Genomic DNA, 15236 nt, shown 5'->3' with positions numbered 1-15236 from the left:
TAGCAGCGTGTTACGGGCGTAGACAAGAGAAGAACAGCAGAAAACTGCGGAGTGCGGCATGCTGTCGTGCCATGAAGCAGGCTCCGACGCCCCGTCGCCGCCGCCCGAGGTGTAGTTGGCCCCGCCGCTACCGGCACCGGATGAGCCACGCCGGTCCTTGCGACTCTTCGCTGCTCCGTGCGGCGATGCTCTCGGTGGGCGCGAATTTGTGGCATACTGCCGCACTGACAAGGGGGGAACAGTGAGCATTGCCAGGGACGAGCGGCAGCGCCACCTGCCTGCCGGACGCAAGGCTCAGCTGGCCGCGTACGTCACCGACACCGGCCAGGTCACGGTGGGTGAGCTGGCCGAGCGCTTCGGCGTATCCATCGACACCGTGCGACGCGACCTCGATCAGCTGGCCGCCGACGGCATCCTCGTGCGCACGTACGGCGGAGCCGTCAGCCTGTCCACGGTCTTCCGCACCGACCGCGCCGTCGACCAGCGGCTCACGGTGCAGGAGCAGGAGAAGGAGAAGATCGCGGCGCTGGCCGCGGCGCTGGTCCAGGACGGCTCGACCATCATGATCAACGGCGGGACGACCACCCTCGCGCTCGCCCGTAACCTCGGCCAGCACCGCGACCTCACGGTGGCGACGAACAATTTACTGGTGCCGGGCGCCCTCCCGCCCACGGCCGTCCGCGACATCTACGTCTTCGGGGGCGCGGTGCGCGCGCTCACCCTCGCCACGATCGGCCCGGTCAGCTTCCGCGCCAACGCCGGCGCCGAGCTGGACATCAGCTGCGATCTGGCGCTGATCGGCGTCGGCGCGGTCGCCGCCGACGCCGGCTACACGACGAGCAACCTCGCCGAGGCCGCGATGATGCAGGAGATGATCTCCCGTGCGGCCCGCGTGGCGATCCTCGCCGACTCCTCCAAGTTCGGCCGCCGCCTGTTCGCCCAGGTGTCGGAACTCGGCGCCGCCGACTACCTGATCACCGACACCGCGCCGCCATCCGACGTGCGGGACGCCCTCAAGGCGAGCGGCGTGGAGGTGCTCACCCCTGCGGCCAAGGCCCTAGCTCCACGGCAGGCGTGACCGTTCCTGCCAGTAACGGATGGCGGGCATCGCCAGGCCTTTCCACCGGGCCGGGTCGACGGTGAGCCCCTCCGACCGCAGGTTCGAGGCCAGCTGATCGGCGGTCGCGGCCCCGGACAACACGATGGACGCCCAGGGCTGATGCAGGACCGCCGCGAGCGCGGCGGCATCGCCGGGTGCGTGCTCACCGACGGCAAGACGGCCGTTGGCGAGCGCCTCCTTCACGATGACCAGGCACCCCGCGTCATGCGCCTCGGCGAGCGCCGGGCCGACGCTGGGCTCCAGGAGATTCCAGGTGGCCTGCACGCTGCGGAACAAAGGCCGCCCATCGACCCGCACGTCGAGCGCGGCCCGGATCGCCTCGGCTTGCGCCGGGCCGCTCGTCGACATCCCGATCACCGTGCCCAGCGCGGCGAGGCCGGCGAGCCGGCGGTGCAGGGCCGCGTCTCGCAGCGCGGGGCTGTCCGGGGTCAGCGAGTGGATCTGATAGAGGTCGAGGCGGCCGCCGAGCAGGGCCCGGGACTCGCCGAGCTGCCGGTCGAAGGTGGCGACGCCGTGGTCCTTGACCTCGTTCACCTCGGCATCCATCCGCCACCCGGCCGTGTAGGTGTAGCCCCACTTGCTGCCGACGACCACGTCGCCGACGTCCGGCCGGGCGTGCAGCCACTGCGCCAGGAACTCCTCGGCCCGGCCGTAAGAGCGGGCAACGTCGAAATACCTGATGCCGGCCGCGTACGCCCGATCGAGGAGATCGTGAGCGCGGGCGCGCATCGCCTCGACGGTCCGTTCGGCCGGCAGGTCCGCAGCCCGCCCGAGATTGATGTAGGCCGGGCGGCCGACGGCCGCCAGGCCCAGCCCCACCCGGGAGGCTCCCGCCAGCCGATCGACGATTTTCATGGTTCCATCCAACGCCCTGGCCGGAGCTTGTCCCTCGGCGCCTGATGCACGTTCCGTACCTGTATATCAAGGTTGGCTGGCACAGCCGTCTCGGGGTACGCGGCCCCGGTGTCATCCCTTGCGGCGGTTGATCGCTTCTGGTGTTGCGTACCGGTGATAGATGGTAGTTATGCCTCGATAGTCAGGAGTGCTTTGACCTGCCGATCGGCTCCCTGGACCATGGCCCGATGACACACGGCGTCGTGGTGAGCGGATCTGGATACGAGGAACGGGTGCGGTCGGTCGTGGCCGCGCACGGCGGGGACCCCGCAGCCCTGCTACCGATTCTGCACACACTGATGGCCGAGTTCGGTCACGTCGACCCTGCCGCGATCGGCGTGATTGCCGAGGGGCTCAACCTCTCCCGGGCCGAGATCCACGGCGTGATCAGCTTTTACCGAGATTTCCGGACCACCCCGGCCGGCGTTACCACAGTGCGGATCTGCCGGGGGGAGGCCTGCCAGTCGGTCGGTGCCGACCAGCTCGTCGAGCACGCCCGCATCAGCATCGGCGTTGACGTCGGCCAGACCACGGCGGACGGCTCGGTCACCCTCGACCAGGTGTTCTGCCTCGGCAACTGCGCGCTCGGCCCCTCGGCCCAGATCGGGAGCGCCGTATACGGGAGGGTCGACGGCGCCCGACTGGACGGCCTCGTCACCAGTGCGCGGCAGCGGCCCGGCGGGCCACCGGCCGCCCCGGTCGACGGCGCGGGTACCGCCCCGGCAGCGGGTGCGCCCGCGGCTGGTCGGTCCGACCGCGACGGCGAGGAAGCACGATGAACGAGCCGGCCACGATCTACCTCCCGCGGGACACCGCGGCCCGCTCGGTGGGCGCCGACGCGGTGGCCCAGCAGTTGGCGGGCGCGCCGGGACCGTGGCGGATCGTGCGGACCGGATCGCGTGGGCTGCTGTGGCTGGAACCGTTGCTGGAGGTGGCGACTCCCGCCGGGCGGATCGGCTACGGGCCGGTGGAGCCGGGCGATGTCGAGGGCCTGCTGGCCACGACCGGACTCACCGACGGGCCGACCGACCACCCGCTGTGCCTCGGTCCGGTTGAGCAGCTGCCGTGGCTACGCGACCAGCGGCGGGTCACCTTCGCCAGGGTCGGCGTGGTCGACCCGCTGTCGGTGGGGGACTTCCAGGCCCACGGCGGGCTGGCCGGGCTGCGCAGGGCGCTGGAGCTCGCCCCGGCCGACGTCGTCGCCGAGGTCATCGACTCCGGCCTGCGTGGCCGCGGCGGGGCGGGATTCCCGACAGGCATCAAGTGGCGGACCGTGCTCGAGGCGCAGGACCCGGTGAAGTACATCTGCTGCAACGCCGACGAAGGCGACAGCGGGACCTTCGCCGACCGGATGCTGCTGGAGGGCGACCCGTTCAGCCTGATCGAGGGTATGACGATCGGCGCGCACGCCACCGGCGCGACCGAGGGGTACGTCTACATCCGTTCGGAGTACCCGGAGGCGGTCGCCACCGTGACCTCTGCGATCGAGATCGCCTACGCCCACGGCTGGCTGGGGGAGCGGGTGCTCGGCTCGTCGCTGCGGTTCGACCTGCACGTGCGGGTCGGTGCCGGTGCCTACATCTGCGGCGAGGAGACCTCCATGCTGGAGAGCCTGGAGGGCAAGCGCGGCATGGTCCGGACCAAACCGCCGATCCCGGCCATGGAAGGGCTCTTCGGCCGTCCGACCGTGGTCAACAACGTGCTCTCGTTGGCCACCGTACCGGCGATCCTGGCCGGCGGCGCGGCGGCCTACGCCGCGCGCGGCACCGGGCGCTCGCGCGGCACCAGCGTGTTCCAGCTCGGCGGCAACATCGCCCGTGGCGGGATCGTCGAGACCGACTTCGGCGTCACCCTGCGAGAGCTGGTCGAGGACTACGGCGCGGGCACCCGCAGCGGCCGGCCGGTACGCGCGGTCCAGGTCGGCGGCCCCCTGGGCGCCTACCTGCCGGTCGAGCAGTTCGACCTGCCGATGGACTACGAGGCGTTCGCCGCGGCGGGCGCCATGCTCGGCCATGGCGGGATCGTCGTGTTCGACGACACCGTCGACATGGCCAGGATGGCCCGCTTCGCCTTCGAGTTCTGCGCCGAGGAATCCTGCGGCAAGTGCACGCCCTGCCGGATCGGTGCCGTGCGTGGGGTTGAGGTGATCGACCGGATTCGGGCCGGCGAGCAGCGGAAGCGCAACCTGGTGCTGCTCGAGGACCTGTGCGAGCTGATGACTGACGGGTCGCTGTGTGCGATGGGCGGCCTGACGCCGATGCCGGTCCGCAGCGCGGTCCGGCACTTCGGCGCCGACTTCGACGTCCGATCCGCCGACACCGAGGGGGAGGGCACCCGATGAGTCTGCTCAAGGAACCCGACCTCGGCACCCCTGTTGTGCCGGGTAAGGCCACCGTGGAACTCACCGTCGACGGTGTCGTGGTCGCCGTCCCACCGGGCACCTCGGTGCTGCGCGCCGCTGCGGAGGCCGGGATCGACATCCCCAAGCTGTGCGCCACCGACAGCCTGAAGGCCTTCGGTTCGTGCCGGCTGTGCGTGGTCGAGATCGACGGTGCACGCGGCACGCCGGCCTCGTGCACCACCCCGGTCGGGCCGGGCATGGTCGTACGCACCCAGACCTCGAAGCTGGAGCGCCTGCGCCGCGGCGTCATGGAGCTCTACATCTCCGACCACCCGCTGGACTGCCTGACCTGCTCGGCCAACGGCGACTGCGAGCTGCAGGACATGTCCGGCGTGGTCGGGCTGCGCGAGGTCCGCTACGGGTTCGACGGCGAGAATCACCTCGACGGGGCGACCGACCGCTCCAACCCCTACTTCGACTTCGACTCGTCCAAGTGCATCGTCTGCTCGCGCTGCGTGCGGGCCTGCGACGAGATCCAGGGCACCTTTGCGCTGACCATCGAGGGTCGCGGCTTCGGCTCGAGAGTTTCCGCGGGCACCGCGGCCGACAACTTCCTCAGCTCCGAGTGCGTCTCCTGCGGCGCGTGCGTGCAAGCCTGCCCGACGGCGACGCTGCAGGAGCGCTCGGTCGTCGAACTCGGCATGCCCACCCGTACCGTGATCACCACGTGCGCCTACTGCGGCGTCGGCTGCTCGTTCAAGGCGGAGCTGCGCGGCGACGAGCTGGTCCGCATGGTGCCCTACAAGGACGGCGGCGCCAACGAGGGCCACTCGTGCGTCAAGGGCCGTTTCGCCTTCGGCTACGCCTCCCACCCCGACCGGGTGCTCACCCCGCGGCTGCGCGAATCGATCACCGACGAGTGGCGGGAGGTCAGCTGGGAGGAGGCGATCTCGTTCACCGCCCGGCGGCTGCGCGAGATCCAAACCGAGCACGGCCAGGGGGCGATCGGTGCGATCACCTCGTCGCGGTGCACCAACGAGGAGGTCTACGTCGTCCAGAAGATGGTGCGGGCGGCGTTCGGCAACAACAACGTCGACACCTGCGCGCGGGTGTGCCACTCGCCCACCGGCTACGGCCTGAGCCAGGCGTTCGGCACCTCGGCAGGCACGCAGGACTTCGCCTCGGTCGCCGAGGCCGACGTCGTGCTGCTGATCGGGGCGAACCCCACCGACGCGCACCCGGTTTTCGCCTCCCGGCTCAAGCAGCAGCTACGCCGGGGAGCCCAGCTGATCGTGGTGGACCCACGGCGGATCGGGCTCGTCCGTTCTCCGCACGTTCAGGCGCGCCACCACCTGCAGTTGGCCCCCGGCACCAACGTCGCGGTCGTCAACGCGATGGCACATGTGGTGGTCACCGAGGGCCTGGTGAACGACGAGTTCGTCGCGCAGCGCTGCGAGGGCTTTGACGAGTGGGCGGAGTTCATCGCGCGCCCGGAGAACAGCCCCGAGGCCGTACAGGAGATCACCGGGGTGCCAGCGGCCGAGCTGCGCGAGGCGGCCCGGCTGTATGCGACCGCGGGCAACGCCGCGATCTACTACGGCCTTGGCGTCACCGAGCACAGCCAGGGCTCCACGATGGTCATGGGTATGGCCAACCTCGCGATGGTGACCGGCAACATCGGCCGCCCCGGGGTGGGGGTCAACCCGTTGCGCGGGCAGAACAACGTGCAGGGCTCGTGCGACATGGGATCCTTCCCGCACGAGCTGCCCGGCTATCGGCACGTCGCCGACGACGACGTGCGGTCGGTCTATGAGCACCTGTGGGGAGTACCGCTGCTCGACGAGCCGGGCCTGCGCATCCCGAACATGTTCGACTCGGCGCTGGACGGGTCGTTCCGGGCCCTGTTCGTACAAGGCGAGGACATCGCCCAGTCCGACCCGAACACCACGCACGTGCACGCCGCCCTGAAGGCGCTCGACCTGCTGGTCGTGCAGGACCTGTTCGTCAACGAGACGGCCAGGTTCGCCCACGTCCTGCTGCCCGGCACGTCCTTCCTGGAGAAGGACGGCACGTTCACCAACGCCGAGCGGCGAATCAACCGGGTCCGCCCGGTGCGGCCGGCCCGCACCGGGAAGCAGGAGTGGCAGATTGTCTGTGAGATCGCACAGGCGATGGGCTACCCCATGCACTACGAGTCGGCGGCCCAGATCATGGACGAGATCGCATTGACCACCCCGACCTTCGCCGGGGTCTCGTTCGAGATGCTGGACCGGGTCGGCAGCGTGCAGTGGCCATGCAACGCCGCGGCGCCGAACGGCACGCCGATCATGCACGTCGACGGCTTCGTGCGCGGCAGGGGACGCTTCAACAGAACCGACTACGTGCCCACCCAGGAGCGCAGCACGCGGCGTTTCCCGCTGATCCTGACCACAGGCCGAATCCTGAGCCAGTACAACGTGGGCGCCCAGACCCGGCGCACCGGCAACGTCGCCTGGCATCCGGAGGACGTGCTGGAAATCCACCCGCACGACGCGGAGGTGCGCGGCATCCACGACGGGGACACCGTCACCCTCGCCAGCCGGGTCGGGCAGACCACGATGCGTGCCCAACTGTCGGACCGGATGCCGGTCGGGGTCTGCTACACGACGTTCCACCACCCGGAGTCCGGGGCGAACGTGGTCACCACCGAGCATTCCGACTGGGCGACCAACTGCCCGGAGTACAAGGTGACCGCGGTGCAGGTGACACCAGCGGGCGCGACGGCGACGGCCGCCGCGGAGGGCGGGCGCCCCGCGCTCCCGGTCGCGATCGTGGAGGACTGAGCGATGAGCGCCCTCACGACACCACCGCACGTGCGGATGGCCAACGACATCTCCAGGCAGTTTCGACACCGCCCGCAGGAGGAGGCGGTAACGGCGGTGGCCGACCACATCCGGAGGTTCTGGCCACCGAGGCTGCGCGCAGCCCTGCTCGCGCACATCGATCAGGGCGGAGACGGGCTCGACCCGATCGCCGTGGCGGCCGCCGCCCGGCTGCCCGAGGCGGCGTGAGCTTCTCGCGGCCGCACGTTCGTCGGCGAGAGGCCGCGCCGCCGAGCCGGCGACCGCCGCCGGGATGGACAGGCCAGGACGGATACGAGCCACGGCTGGAACCGGGTGGACGGGGGAACGGTGGACTGGAATGAGGCGCGGGCGCTGGCCCACTCGGTGGCCGAGCCGCTGGCGCCCGACCGGCTGGACCCCGCGGCAGCGGTCGGCACGACGTTGGCCCGACCGCTGCTCGCCCTGATCGACCTGCCGTCCTTCGACCGGTCGGCGATGGACGGCTACGCCGTGCGGGGCACACCGCCGTGGACGATCCGTGGTCGGGTCGATGCGGGCCAGACCGCCGGGCCGGCGCTGCGGCCCGGCGAGGCCCGTGAGGTGGCCACCGGTGCCCCGGTTCCGGAGGGGACCGACGGGGTGCTGCCCTACGAGCAGGCCCTGCGTCACGAACAGTCGGTGACCGCGGCGGGCATTGCGCCGCTCGGTCGGCACGTGCGCCGGGCGGGCGAGGAGTGTCGGCGGGGGGAGCAGTTGGCCCCCGTCGGCACGCGGGTCACGCCCCAGCTGGCCGCGCTGGCCGCCGCAGTCGGCAACGACCTGCTCGAGGTGCACCCACGGCCGTTGGTCGGCGCGCTGCTCACCGGCGACGAGCTGTGCAGCAGGGGGCTGCCGGGGCCGGGCGCGGTGCGCGACGCGATCGGTCCGATGTTGCCCGGGCTGATCGGATGGGCGGGCGGGCAGCCGGCCGGCCTCACCCGGCTGCCGGACTCAGAGAGGGCGCTGGCCGTCGCGCTGGAGGCAGGCAGCGGCCAGGTACTGCTGGTCTCGGGCTCGTCTTCGGCCGGACCGGCCGACCACCTGCGCCCGTGTCTCGAGCGGCTCGGCGCGGAGCTGCTGGTCGACGGCGTGGCCTGCCGGCCGGGTCACCCCCAGTCGTTGGCCAGGCTTCCGGACGGGACGCTGGTCGTCGGGCTGCCCGGCAACCCGCTGGCCGCTCTCGTTGCGTTCCTGACCCTGGCAGTACCGGTGCTCGCCGGGCTGCGTGGGGCGGCGCCGCCCCCGCTGGGCACCGCGCACGGCCCCCGGCTGCCGCGGCGTCCCGGCGTCACGACGCTGATTCCGGTCCGGGTACGCGCGGGTGTCGCGGAGCCGGTGACGCACGTCGGCAGCGCGATGCTGCGCGGCGTCGCCGGTGCGGACGCGATTGCGGTCGTCGGGCCGGGCGAGAGCCTGGTACGGCTGATCGCGCTGCCCGGCGGGGGGTGCTGATGGGCAGGTTGTCGGTCCGCAGGCCGGTGCTGCGGATCACCCCGGCCGGCGCCCACCGCGTCCCGGACAGCCTCGCCGCCGAGGAGCCCTTCGAGCTGCGGGTTGGCGCCCGCGCGCTCGCGGTGACGATGCGCACGCCGGGACACGACGTCGAGCTGGCCCACGGGTTCCTGCTCACCGAGGGCGTCATCCGTGCCGCGGCCGATGTGATCACCGCCCGCTACTGCGGGTCCCGCGACGACGAGGGCCGCAACACCTACAACGTGCTCGACGTCGCGCTCGCGGCCGGGGTTGCGCCGCCCGAGCCGGGGGTGGAGCGCAACTTCTACACCACGTCCTCCTGCGGGGTGTGCGGCAAGGCCTCGCTGGACGCGGTGAGGCTGGCCTCCAGCTTCCGTCCCGCCGCGGACCCGGTGCGGATCAGCACCCGGGTGCTGGCCGGGCTGCCCGCTGCGCTGCGGGCGGGGCAGCAGGTCTTCGACACCACCGGTGGGCTGCACGCTGCGGCGCTGTTCACGGCCGACGGGCAGCTGCTGGTGGTCCGGGAGGACGTCGGGCGGCACAACGCCGTGGACAAGGTGCTGGGCTGGGCCCTGCTGGGCGGGCGGGTCCCGCTGCGTGGGTCCGTGCTCATGGTGTCCGGGCGAGCCTCCTTCGAACTGGTGCAGAAGGCGGTGATGGCGGGCGTGCCGGTGCTGGCCGCGGTCTCCGCGCCGTCCTCGCTGGCCGTCGATCTGGCCGTCGAGTCGGGTCTGACGCTTGTCGGCTTCCTGCGCGGAGCGAGCATGAACGTCTACGCTGGCGCCGAGCGCGTGCTGGTGGAGCAGGCCGAGCCGGCCCGGCAGACGCCTGCGGCGCCGGGCGCCGGGGGGCGGGAACCGGCAGGGCAGGAGAGGGTGGGATAGTCCGGGGCCATGCTGCTGCGCTATCTCGAGTATCTCGACGCGCTGGCGCGGGTACGGCACTTCGCCCGCGCCGCCGAGGTGTGCCACGTCTCGCAGCCCGCCCTGTCGGCGGGGATCCGCAAGCTGGAGACCGAGCTCGGCGTGCAGGTCGTTCGACGGGGCCACCGGTTCGAGGGCTTCACCCCGGAGGGCGAGCGGGTCGTCGCATCGGCGCGTCGGATGCTCGCCGAGCGCGACGCGCTGTGCCATGACCTGTCGGCGATGCGGGGGGCGTTGTCGGGGGTGCTGCGGATCGGGGCGATTCCGACCGCCCTGACGGCGGTGGCACTGCTGACCGAGCCGTTCTCCGCCCGCCACCCGCTGGTGCGGCTCGCGGTGGAGTCGCTGTCGTCGCGCCAGATCGTGCGCCAACTGGCGGCGTTCGAGCTCGACGTGGGGATCACTTACATCGACGGTGAGCCCCTGGGCGCGGTCCGCACCGCGCCGCTCTACCGAGAGCGCTATCTGCTGCTCACGCCGGAGGGCGGCCCCTTCGCCGGGCGCGACAGCATCGGCTGGGCCGAGTTGTCGGAGGTGCCGCTGTGCCTGCTTCCGCCGACCATGCAGAACCGCCGCATCCTCAACCAGCACTTCGCCGAGGCCGGGGTGACGATTCTGCCGAAGCTGGAGTCCGACACCCTCTCGGTGCTCTATGCGCACGTCTCGACCCACCGCTGGTCGACGGTGATCGCGCAGCCGTGGCTGCACGCCTTCGGTGTTCCGGACGGAATGCAGTTGATTCCGATCGCCCGGCCTGAGCGCGCGCACCACGTCGGGCTGGTGCTGGCCGACCGGGAGCCGCCACCGATGCTGGCGAGGGCGCTGCTGGACGTCGCGACGACGCTGGACATGCGAGCCGAACTGGAGCGGCTGATCAGCCGGCACATCCGCCCGTCCGCCGCGTAGCGCAGGCGGAGCAGGCCAGCCCGACAGGCTCGGTTCAGTCCTTCAACGGATACGGGATGAAGGTGCTCCGGTTCTCGTCCAGGTCGAGCCGGCGGCTGATCGGCGGGGCGGCCCGCTGCGGGCAGGTCATCCGCTCGCAGGTCTTGCAGCCCGGGCCGATCGGTGTGGCGGCCCCCGCTGCCTGCAGGTCCATCCCGGCGGAGTAGACCAGCCGGTCGGCGTGCCGGGTCTCGCAGCCCAGGCCGATCGCGTAGACCTTCCCCGGCTGGTTGTAGCCGCCGTGGTGGCGGGTGATGGTGCGGGCAATCCACAGGTAGCGTTGCCCCTCGGGCATCGTGGCGACCTGCACGACCACCCGGCCGGGCGAGCTGAACGCCTCGTAGACGTTCCACAGCGGGCAGGTGCCGCCCGTCCTGGAGAACGGGAAGCCGGTGGCGGACTGGCGTTTGGACATGTTGCCAGCCCGGTCCACCCGGACGAAGGAGAACGGCACGCCGCGCGCGCGGGGGCGTTGCAGGGTGCTGAGCCGGTGGCACACGGTCTCCCAGCCCATCGCGAAATGCTGGGTGAGCAGGTCGATGTCGTACCGGCGCTGCTCTGCCGCCGACAGGAACTGCTCGTACGGCAGGATCAGCGCGGCGGCGAAGTAGTTAGCCAATCCGACCCGGGTGAGGATCTGGGTCTGCGTGTCGTCGAACCGTTCCTCCTCCACGATCTCGTCGATCACGTCGGCGAACTCCAGCAGCGCGATCTGCGCCGCCATCCGCATGGCCTCCTGTCCGGCCCGCAGCGACGTCGACAGGTGCAGGGTGCGGGTCTGCGGGCGGTAGCGGTGCAGTTCGTCACCGAGCGAACTGGCGTCGTCGCGGCGCACGTGAACGTCGTGCCGCTCGGCCAGCCGGTCCTGCAGTGCGGCTCCGACCTCGCCACGGCGGAGTCCGATGCTTGCGGCCAGCCGCTCCGCCGCCTCGTCCAGCTCCGGTACGTAGTTCTGCCGGCGGTAGAAGAACTCGGTCACCTGGTCGTGGGGGCTGTGACCGATCGCCTCGCGATCGCCCAGCAGTTCGGCGAGCTGCTCGTCCGCCTGCCGGTACTGGCGATGCAGGTCGATGACCGCCTCCGCGACCTCAGGCAGCCGGGTGGCGAGTTCCGTGAGATCGGCGACGCTCGTCCGACCGGGGAGAGCCTCTCGCAACCCGGCGACCAGCCTCGGCGTGTCCCGGGGGGCGAAGGTGGTCGGGTCGACGCCGAACACCTCGGTGATGCGGATGAGCACCGGGACGGTCAGCGGCCGCGCATCGTGCTCGATCTGGTTGAGGTAGCTGGGCGAAATGTTCAGCAGGCGCGCCAGGTGCGCCTGGCTGAGCGCTCGGTCCTCGCGCATCCGGCGCAGCCGGGCGCCGCCGAAGGTCTTGGCGATCGCCATCACCTCCCCGCTGGTCGTTGGCAGGTCGGACAGCATTGGCAGGATGCGAATATACCCGTTAACAACTTCGCAAGATGACGCAAGAAATTCTCAGAAATTGGCCTGTTCCGTCCCTCGACCCGCCGTTGGCGCCATGTGACTGTTGGCAGCACGCCGGGACCGGCCATCGGGTCAACGCCGCACCGGGGGCGCGTCCGGAATGCCGGCGTCGTCGACTTCCGAGGGGACAACATCATGCAGAACGTAGCTGAGCAGTTGCGTACCGAGTGGGAGACCGATCCGCGTTGGCGGGGGGTGCGGCGCAGCTACCGCGCGGAGGACGTGGTGCGCCTGCGCGGGGCGATCCAGGAGGAGCACACCCTCGCCCGGCACGGGGCGGACCGGCTGTGGCGCCTGCTGCACAGCGAGGACTACATCCACGCCCTGGGCGCGCTCACGGGCAACCAGGCCGTGCAGATGGTCCGGGCCGGCCTCAAGGCGATCTACCTCTCCGGATGGCAGGTGGCCGCCGACGCCAACCTCGCCGGGCACACCTACCCCGACCAGAGCCTCTACCCGGCCAACTCGGTGCCCATGGTGGTGCGCCGGATCAACAACGCCCTGCTGCGCGCCGCCCAGATCACCACGGCCGAGGGCGAGACGGGGGGAACCGACTGGCTGGCGCCGATCGTCGCCGACGCGGAGGCCGGTTTCGGCGGCCCGCTCAACGCCTACGAGCTGATGACCGCGATGATCACGGCGGGCGCGGCGGGGGTGCACTGGGAAGACCAGCTCGCCGCCGAGAAGAAGTGCGGCCACCTCGGCGGGAAGGTGCTCATCCCCACCGGCCAGCATATTCGCACCCTCGAGGCGGCGCGGCTCGCCGCCGACGTCGCCGGCGTGCCGTCGGTGGTCATCGCCCGCACCGACGCGCAGGCTGCCACGCTGCTCACCACCGACGTGGACGAACGGGACCGGCCGTTCGTCACCGGCGAGCGGACCGCCGAGGGCTTCTACCGGGTGCGTAACGGGGTCGAGCCGTGCATCGCCCGTGGCCTGGCCTACGCCCCGCACGCCGACCTGCTCTGGATGGAGACCAGCACGCCGGACCTGGAGGTGGCCCGCCGCTTCGCCGAGGCGATCAAGGACCAGTACCCGGACCAGCTGCTCGCCTACAACTGCTCGCCGTCGTTCAACTGGCGCAAACACCTCGACGACGCGACCATCGCCAAGTTTCAGCGGGAGCTCGGCCACATGGGTTACAAGTTCCAGTTCATCACCCTGGCCGGCTTCCACGCCCTCAACTACTCGATGTTCGACCTGGCCCGTGGCTACGCCAGTGACGGAATGTCCGCCTACGTGGCGCTGCAGGAGCGGGAGTTCGCCGCCGAGGCGACCGGCTACACCGCCGTCAAGCACCAGCGCGAGGTGGGCACCGGCTACTTCGACCTGATCAGCACGGTGTTGAACCCAGTCGCCGAGACCACCGCTCTGCGCGGCTCGACCGAGGAGGAGCAGTTCGCATGAGGTACGAGGTCATCGGCCCGATGGCCGAGCGGTTCGACGAGGTTCTCACCGCCGAAGCGCTCGCCTTCCTGGTCGGGCTGGACAGCGAGTTCGCTGCCCGCCGGGTGGCCCTGCTCGACACCCGGCGGGCCCGCCGCGACCGGTACGCCACCGGCCAGCTGCCCGACTTCCTCCCGGAGACCGCCGACATCCGCGCCGACCCAAACTGGCGGGTGGCCCCGCCGGCACCCGGCCTCATCGACCGGCGGGTCGAGATCACCGGACCGCCCGACCGCAAGATGACCATCAACGCGCTCAACTCCGGCGCGAAGGTGTGGCTCGCCGACTTCGAGGACGCCACCGCGCCAACCTGGCACAACGTCATCAGCGGCCAGCTCAACCTGATCGACGCCCTCGACCGGAGGATCGACTTCACCGATCCACGCGGCAGGCGGTACGCCCTCGGCGACGAGCTGGCCACCATCGTGGTCCGGCCGCGTGGCTGGCACCTCGTGGAGAAGGGAATCGCGGTGGACGGGCGGCCGATCTCGGCCAGCCTCGTCGACTTCGGGCTCTACCTGTTCCACTGCGCGCACAGGCAGCTCGATGCCGGCGCCGGACCGTACTTCTACCTGCCGAAGCTGGAGAGCCACCGGGAGGCGCGGCTGTGGAATGACATCTTCGTCTTCGCGCAGCGGTATCTCGGCCTGCCGCACGGCACCATCCGGGCCACCACGCTGATCGAGACGATCACCGCCGCCTTCGAGATGGAGGAGATCCTGTACGAGCTGCGCGAGCACTCGGCGGGACTGAACGCCGGGCGGTGGGACTACATCTTCAGCGTGATCAAGAACTTCGGGCAGTGGCCGGACTTCGTCCTGCCCGACAGATCCGACGTCACCATGACGGTGCCGTTCATGCGCGCCTACACCGAACTGCTCGTGCGTACCTGTCACCGGCGTGGGGCGCACGCCATCGGCGGGATGGCCGCCTTCATCCCCAGCCGGGACCCGGAGGTCAACCAGGTCGCCCTCAACCGGGTGCGGGCGGACAAGCGGCGGGAGGCCGGCGACGGGTTCGACGGCTCGTGGGTTGCCCACCCGGGCCTGGTCGAGACCTGCCGGGAGGAGTTCGACGCGGTGCTGGGCGACCGCCCGAATCAGCTCGATCGACTTCGCGACGATGTCAGCGTCACCGCCGCCGACCTGCTGGCCGTGGACAAGACCCCGGGCCAGGTCACCGCGGAGGGACTCCGGTTCAACATCGCGGTCGCGCTGCACTACATCGACGCCTGGCTCGGCGGCGTGGGCGCGGTGGCACTGTGGAACATGATGGAGGACGCGGCGACCGCCGAGATCGCCCGCTGCCAGGTCTGGCAGTGGCTGTACCACGGCACTCCGCTGGCCGGCGGCGGTTGCGTCACCGAGGAACTGGTCCGGTCGATCCTCGCGGAGGAACTTGCCGCCCTGACCGCTGGACGCGAAGGTCCCGACCGGGACCGTGCCGAGCGGGCCGCGCAGATCGTCGAGGACACCGCATTCGGTGAGGACCTGCCGGCGTTCTTCACCGGCGGCGCGTACGCCCGGCACCTCGGTCCCAACCGGGAGTCCGACGTGCCGGTTGTCTGACTGCGGATGGCGGCGTGCCGGGAGCTGGGAAGGACCCCTGGGACCTTCCCAGCTCCCGCCTGTGCGTCGTCGCTGGAGTCCCTTCAGGGTCCGAGGTGAACCGGACGCGCTACGAAACGTTCGGCGTAGGCGTTGCTTCACGGGCCCCGTGGTGGCATCTTGCCGATGCCGTGTCGGTG

General features: G+C 71.1%; 12 protein-coding genes. 10 read left to right on the top strand and 2 right to left on the bottom strand.

Annotated features, from left to right (window positions below; genetic code table 11):
* The first annotated feature begins 241 nt into the window (after window positions 1-241).
* Window positions 242-1078 (top strand): DeoR/GlpR family DNA-binding transcription regulator, encoded by an 837-nt coding sequence (locus tag JD77_RS28950; RefSeq protein ID WP_246141075.1) that lies wholly within the window; start codon window positions 242-244, stop codon window positions 1076-1078.
* Here the strand turns inward: JD77_RS28950 and JD77_RS28945 are convergent.
* Entirely contained in the window at window positions 1058-1975 is a 918-nt protein-coding gene (locus JD77_RS28945; RefSeq protein WP_145777024.1) for an aldo/keto reductase, read from the bottom strand. The two genes, JD77_RS28950 and JD77_RS28945, sit on opposite strands and share 21 nt — an antisense overlap.
* A 227-nt stretch (window positions 1976-2202) precedes the next feature.
* Here JD77_RS28945 and JD77_RS28940 point away from each other — a divergent pair, with 227 nt between their 5' ends.
* The 7 genes from JD77_RS28940 (at window position 2203) to JD77_RS28910 (ending at window position 10518) form a co-directional block, all read left to right on the top strand.
* The gene (locus tag JD77_RS28940) at window positions 2203-2793 is read left to right on the top strand and encodes an NAD(P)H-dependent oxidoreductase subunit E (RefSeq protein WP_145777023.1); all 591 of its coding nucleotides are present in this window, start codon (window positions 2203-2205) and stop codon (window positions 2791-2793) included.
* Window positions 2790-4355 carry a formate dehydrogenase beta subunit gene (locus JD77_RS28935; protein WP_145777022.1) on the top strand — a complete coding sequence of 522 codons (1566 nt, stop codon included), beginning with the start codon at window positions 2790-2792 and terminating at the stop codon, window positions 4353-4355. The genes JD77_RS28940 and JD77_RS28935 overlap by 4 nt, the downstream gene beginning before the upstream one ends.
* Entirely contained in the window at window positions 4352-7177 is a 2826-nt protein-coding gene (gene fdhF, locus JD77_RS28930) for a formate dehydrogenase subunit alpha (protein ID WP_145777021.1), read from the top strand. The genes JD77_RS28935 and fdhF overlap by 4 nt, the downstream gene beginning before the upstream one ends.
* A 3-nt stretch (window positions 7178-7180) precedes the next feature.
* A complete protein-coding gene (locus tag JD77_RS28925; protein ID WP_211372730.1) occupies window positions 7181-7405 on the top strand; it encodes a formate dehydrogenase subunit delta in 225 nt (74 codons plus the stop codon).
* Between the two features lie 105 nt (window positions 7406-7510).
* Window positions 7511-8668: a molybdopterin molybdotransferase MoeA gene (locus JD77_RS28920; protein WP_211372729.1), complete on the top strand. Its 1158-nt coding sequence runs from the start codon at window positions 7511-7513 to the stop codon at window positions 8666-8668.
* Window positions 8668-9573 (top strand): formate dehydrogenase accessory sulfurtransferase FdhD, encoded by a 906-nt coding sequence (gene fdhD / locus JD77_RS28915; protein WP_145777020.1) that lies wholly within the window; start codon window positions 8668-8670, stop codon window positions 9571-9573. Before JD77_RS28920 ends, fdhD begins: the two co-directional genes overlap by 1 nt.
* Window positions 9574-9582: 9 nt before the next feature.
* Complete coding sequence (locus tag JD77_RS28910; protein ID WP_145777019.1) at window positions 9583-10518, top strand: LysR family transcriptional regulator; 936 nt, start codon at window positions 9583-9585, stop codon at window positions 10516-10518.
* A gap of 34 nt (window positions 10519-10552) precedes the next feature.
* Here JD77_RS28910 and JD77_RS28905 read toward each other — a convergent pair whose 3' ends face one another.
* Window positions 10553-11980: a short-chain fatty acyl-CoA regulator family protein gene (locus JD77_RS28905; protein ID WP_246141074.1), complete on the bottom strand. Its 1428-nt coding sequence runs from the start codon at window positions 11978-11980 to the stop codon at window positions 10553-10555.
* 198 nt (window positions 11981-12178) lie between these two features.
* Here JD77_RS28905 and aceA point away from each other — a divergent pair, with 198 nt between their 5' ends.
* Together aceA and aceB are read left to right on the top strand one after the other, a co-directional pair.
* The gene (aceA, locus tag JD77_RS28900) at window positions 12179-13450 is read left to right on the top strand and encodes an isocitrate lyase (RefSeq protein ID WP_145777018.1); all 1272 of its coding nucleotides are present in this window, start codon (window positions 12179-12181) and stop codon (window positions 13448-13450) included.
* The gene (aceB, locus tag JD77_RS28895; protein ID WP_145777017.1) at window positions 13447-15057 is read left to right on the top strand and encodes a malate synthase A; all 1611 of its coding nucleotides are present in this window, start codon (window positions 13447-13449) and stop codon (window positions 15055-15057) included. Before aceA ends, aceB begins: the two co-directional genes overlap by 4 nt.
* Window positions 15058-15236 lie beyond the last annotated feature (179 nt).

It is taken from the genome of Micromonospora olivasterospora, from assembly GCF_007830265.1.
GTDB classification, from domain to species: Bacteria; Actinomycetota; Actinomycetes; order Mycobacteriales; family Micromonosporaceae; genus Micromonospora; species Micromonospora olivasterospora.
The sequence above is the reverse complement of the archived record's forward strand: the minus strand, read 5'-3'. Positions and strand labels throughout refer to the sequence as shown.

Bases quoted from the DNA above. Each gene is read 5' to 3' on its own strand.
- JD77_RS28945 (WP_145777024.1), bottom strand. From the start codon at position 1,975: ATGAAAATCGTCGATCGGCTGGCGGGAGCCTCCCGGGTGGGGCTGGGC.
- JD77_RS28940 (WP_145777023.1), top strand. From the start codon at position 2,203: ATGACACACGGCGTCGTGGTGAGCGGATCTGGATACGAGGAACGGGTG.
- JD77_RS28935 (WP_145777022.1), top strand. From the start codon at position 2,790: ATGAACGAGCCGGCCACGATCTACCTCCCGCGGGACACCGCGGCCCGC.
- fdhF (WP_145777021.1), top strand. From the start codon at position 4,352: ATGAGTCTGCTCAAGGAACCCGACCTCGGCACCCCTGTTGTGCCGGGT.
- JD77_RS28925 (WP_211372730.1), top strand. From the start codon at position 7,181: ATGAGCGCCCTCACGACACCACCGCACGTGCGGATGGCCAACGACATC.
- fdhD (WP_145777020.1), top strand. From the start codon at position 8,668: ATGGGCAGGTTGTCGGTCCGCAGGCCGGTGCTGCGGATCACCCCGGCC.
- JD77_RS28910 (WP_145777019.1), top strand. From the start codon at position 9,583: ATGCTGCTGCGCTATCTCGAGTATCTCGACGCGCTGGCGCGGGTACGG.
- JD77_RS28905 (WP_246141074.1), bottom strand. From the start codon at position 11,980: ATGCTGTCCGACCTGCCAACGACCAGCGGGGAGGTGATGGCGATCGCC.
- aceA (WP_145777018.1), top strand. From the start codon at position 12,179: ATGCAGAACGTAGCTGAGCAGTTGCGTACCGAGTGGGAGACCGATCCG.
- aceB (WP_145777017.1), top strand. From the start codon at position 13,447: ATGAGGTACGAGGTCATCGGCCCGATGGCCGAGCGGTTCGACGAGGTT.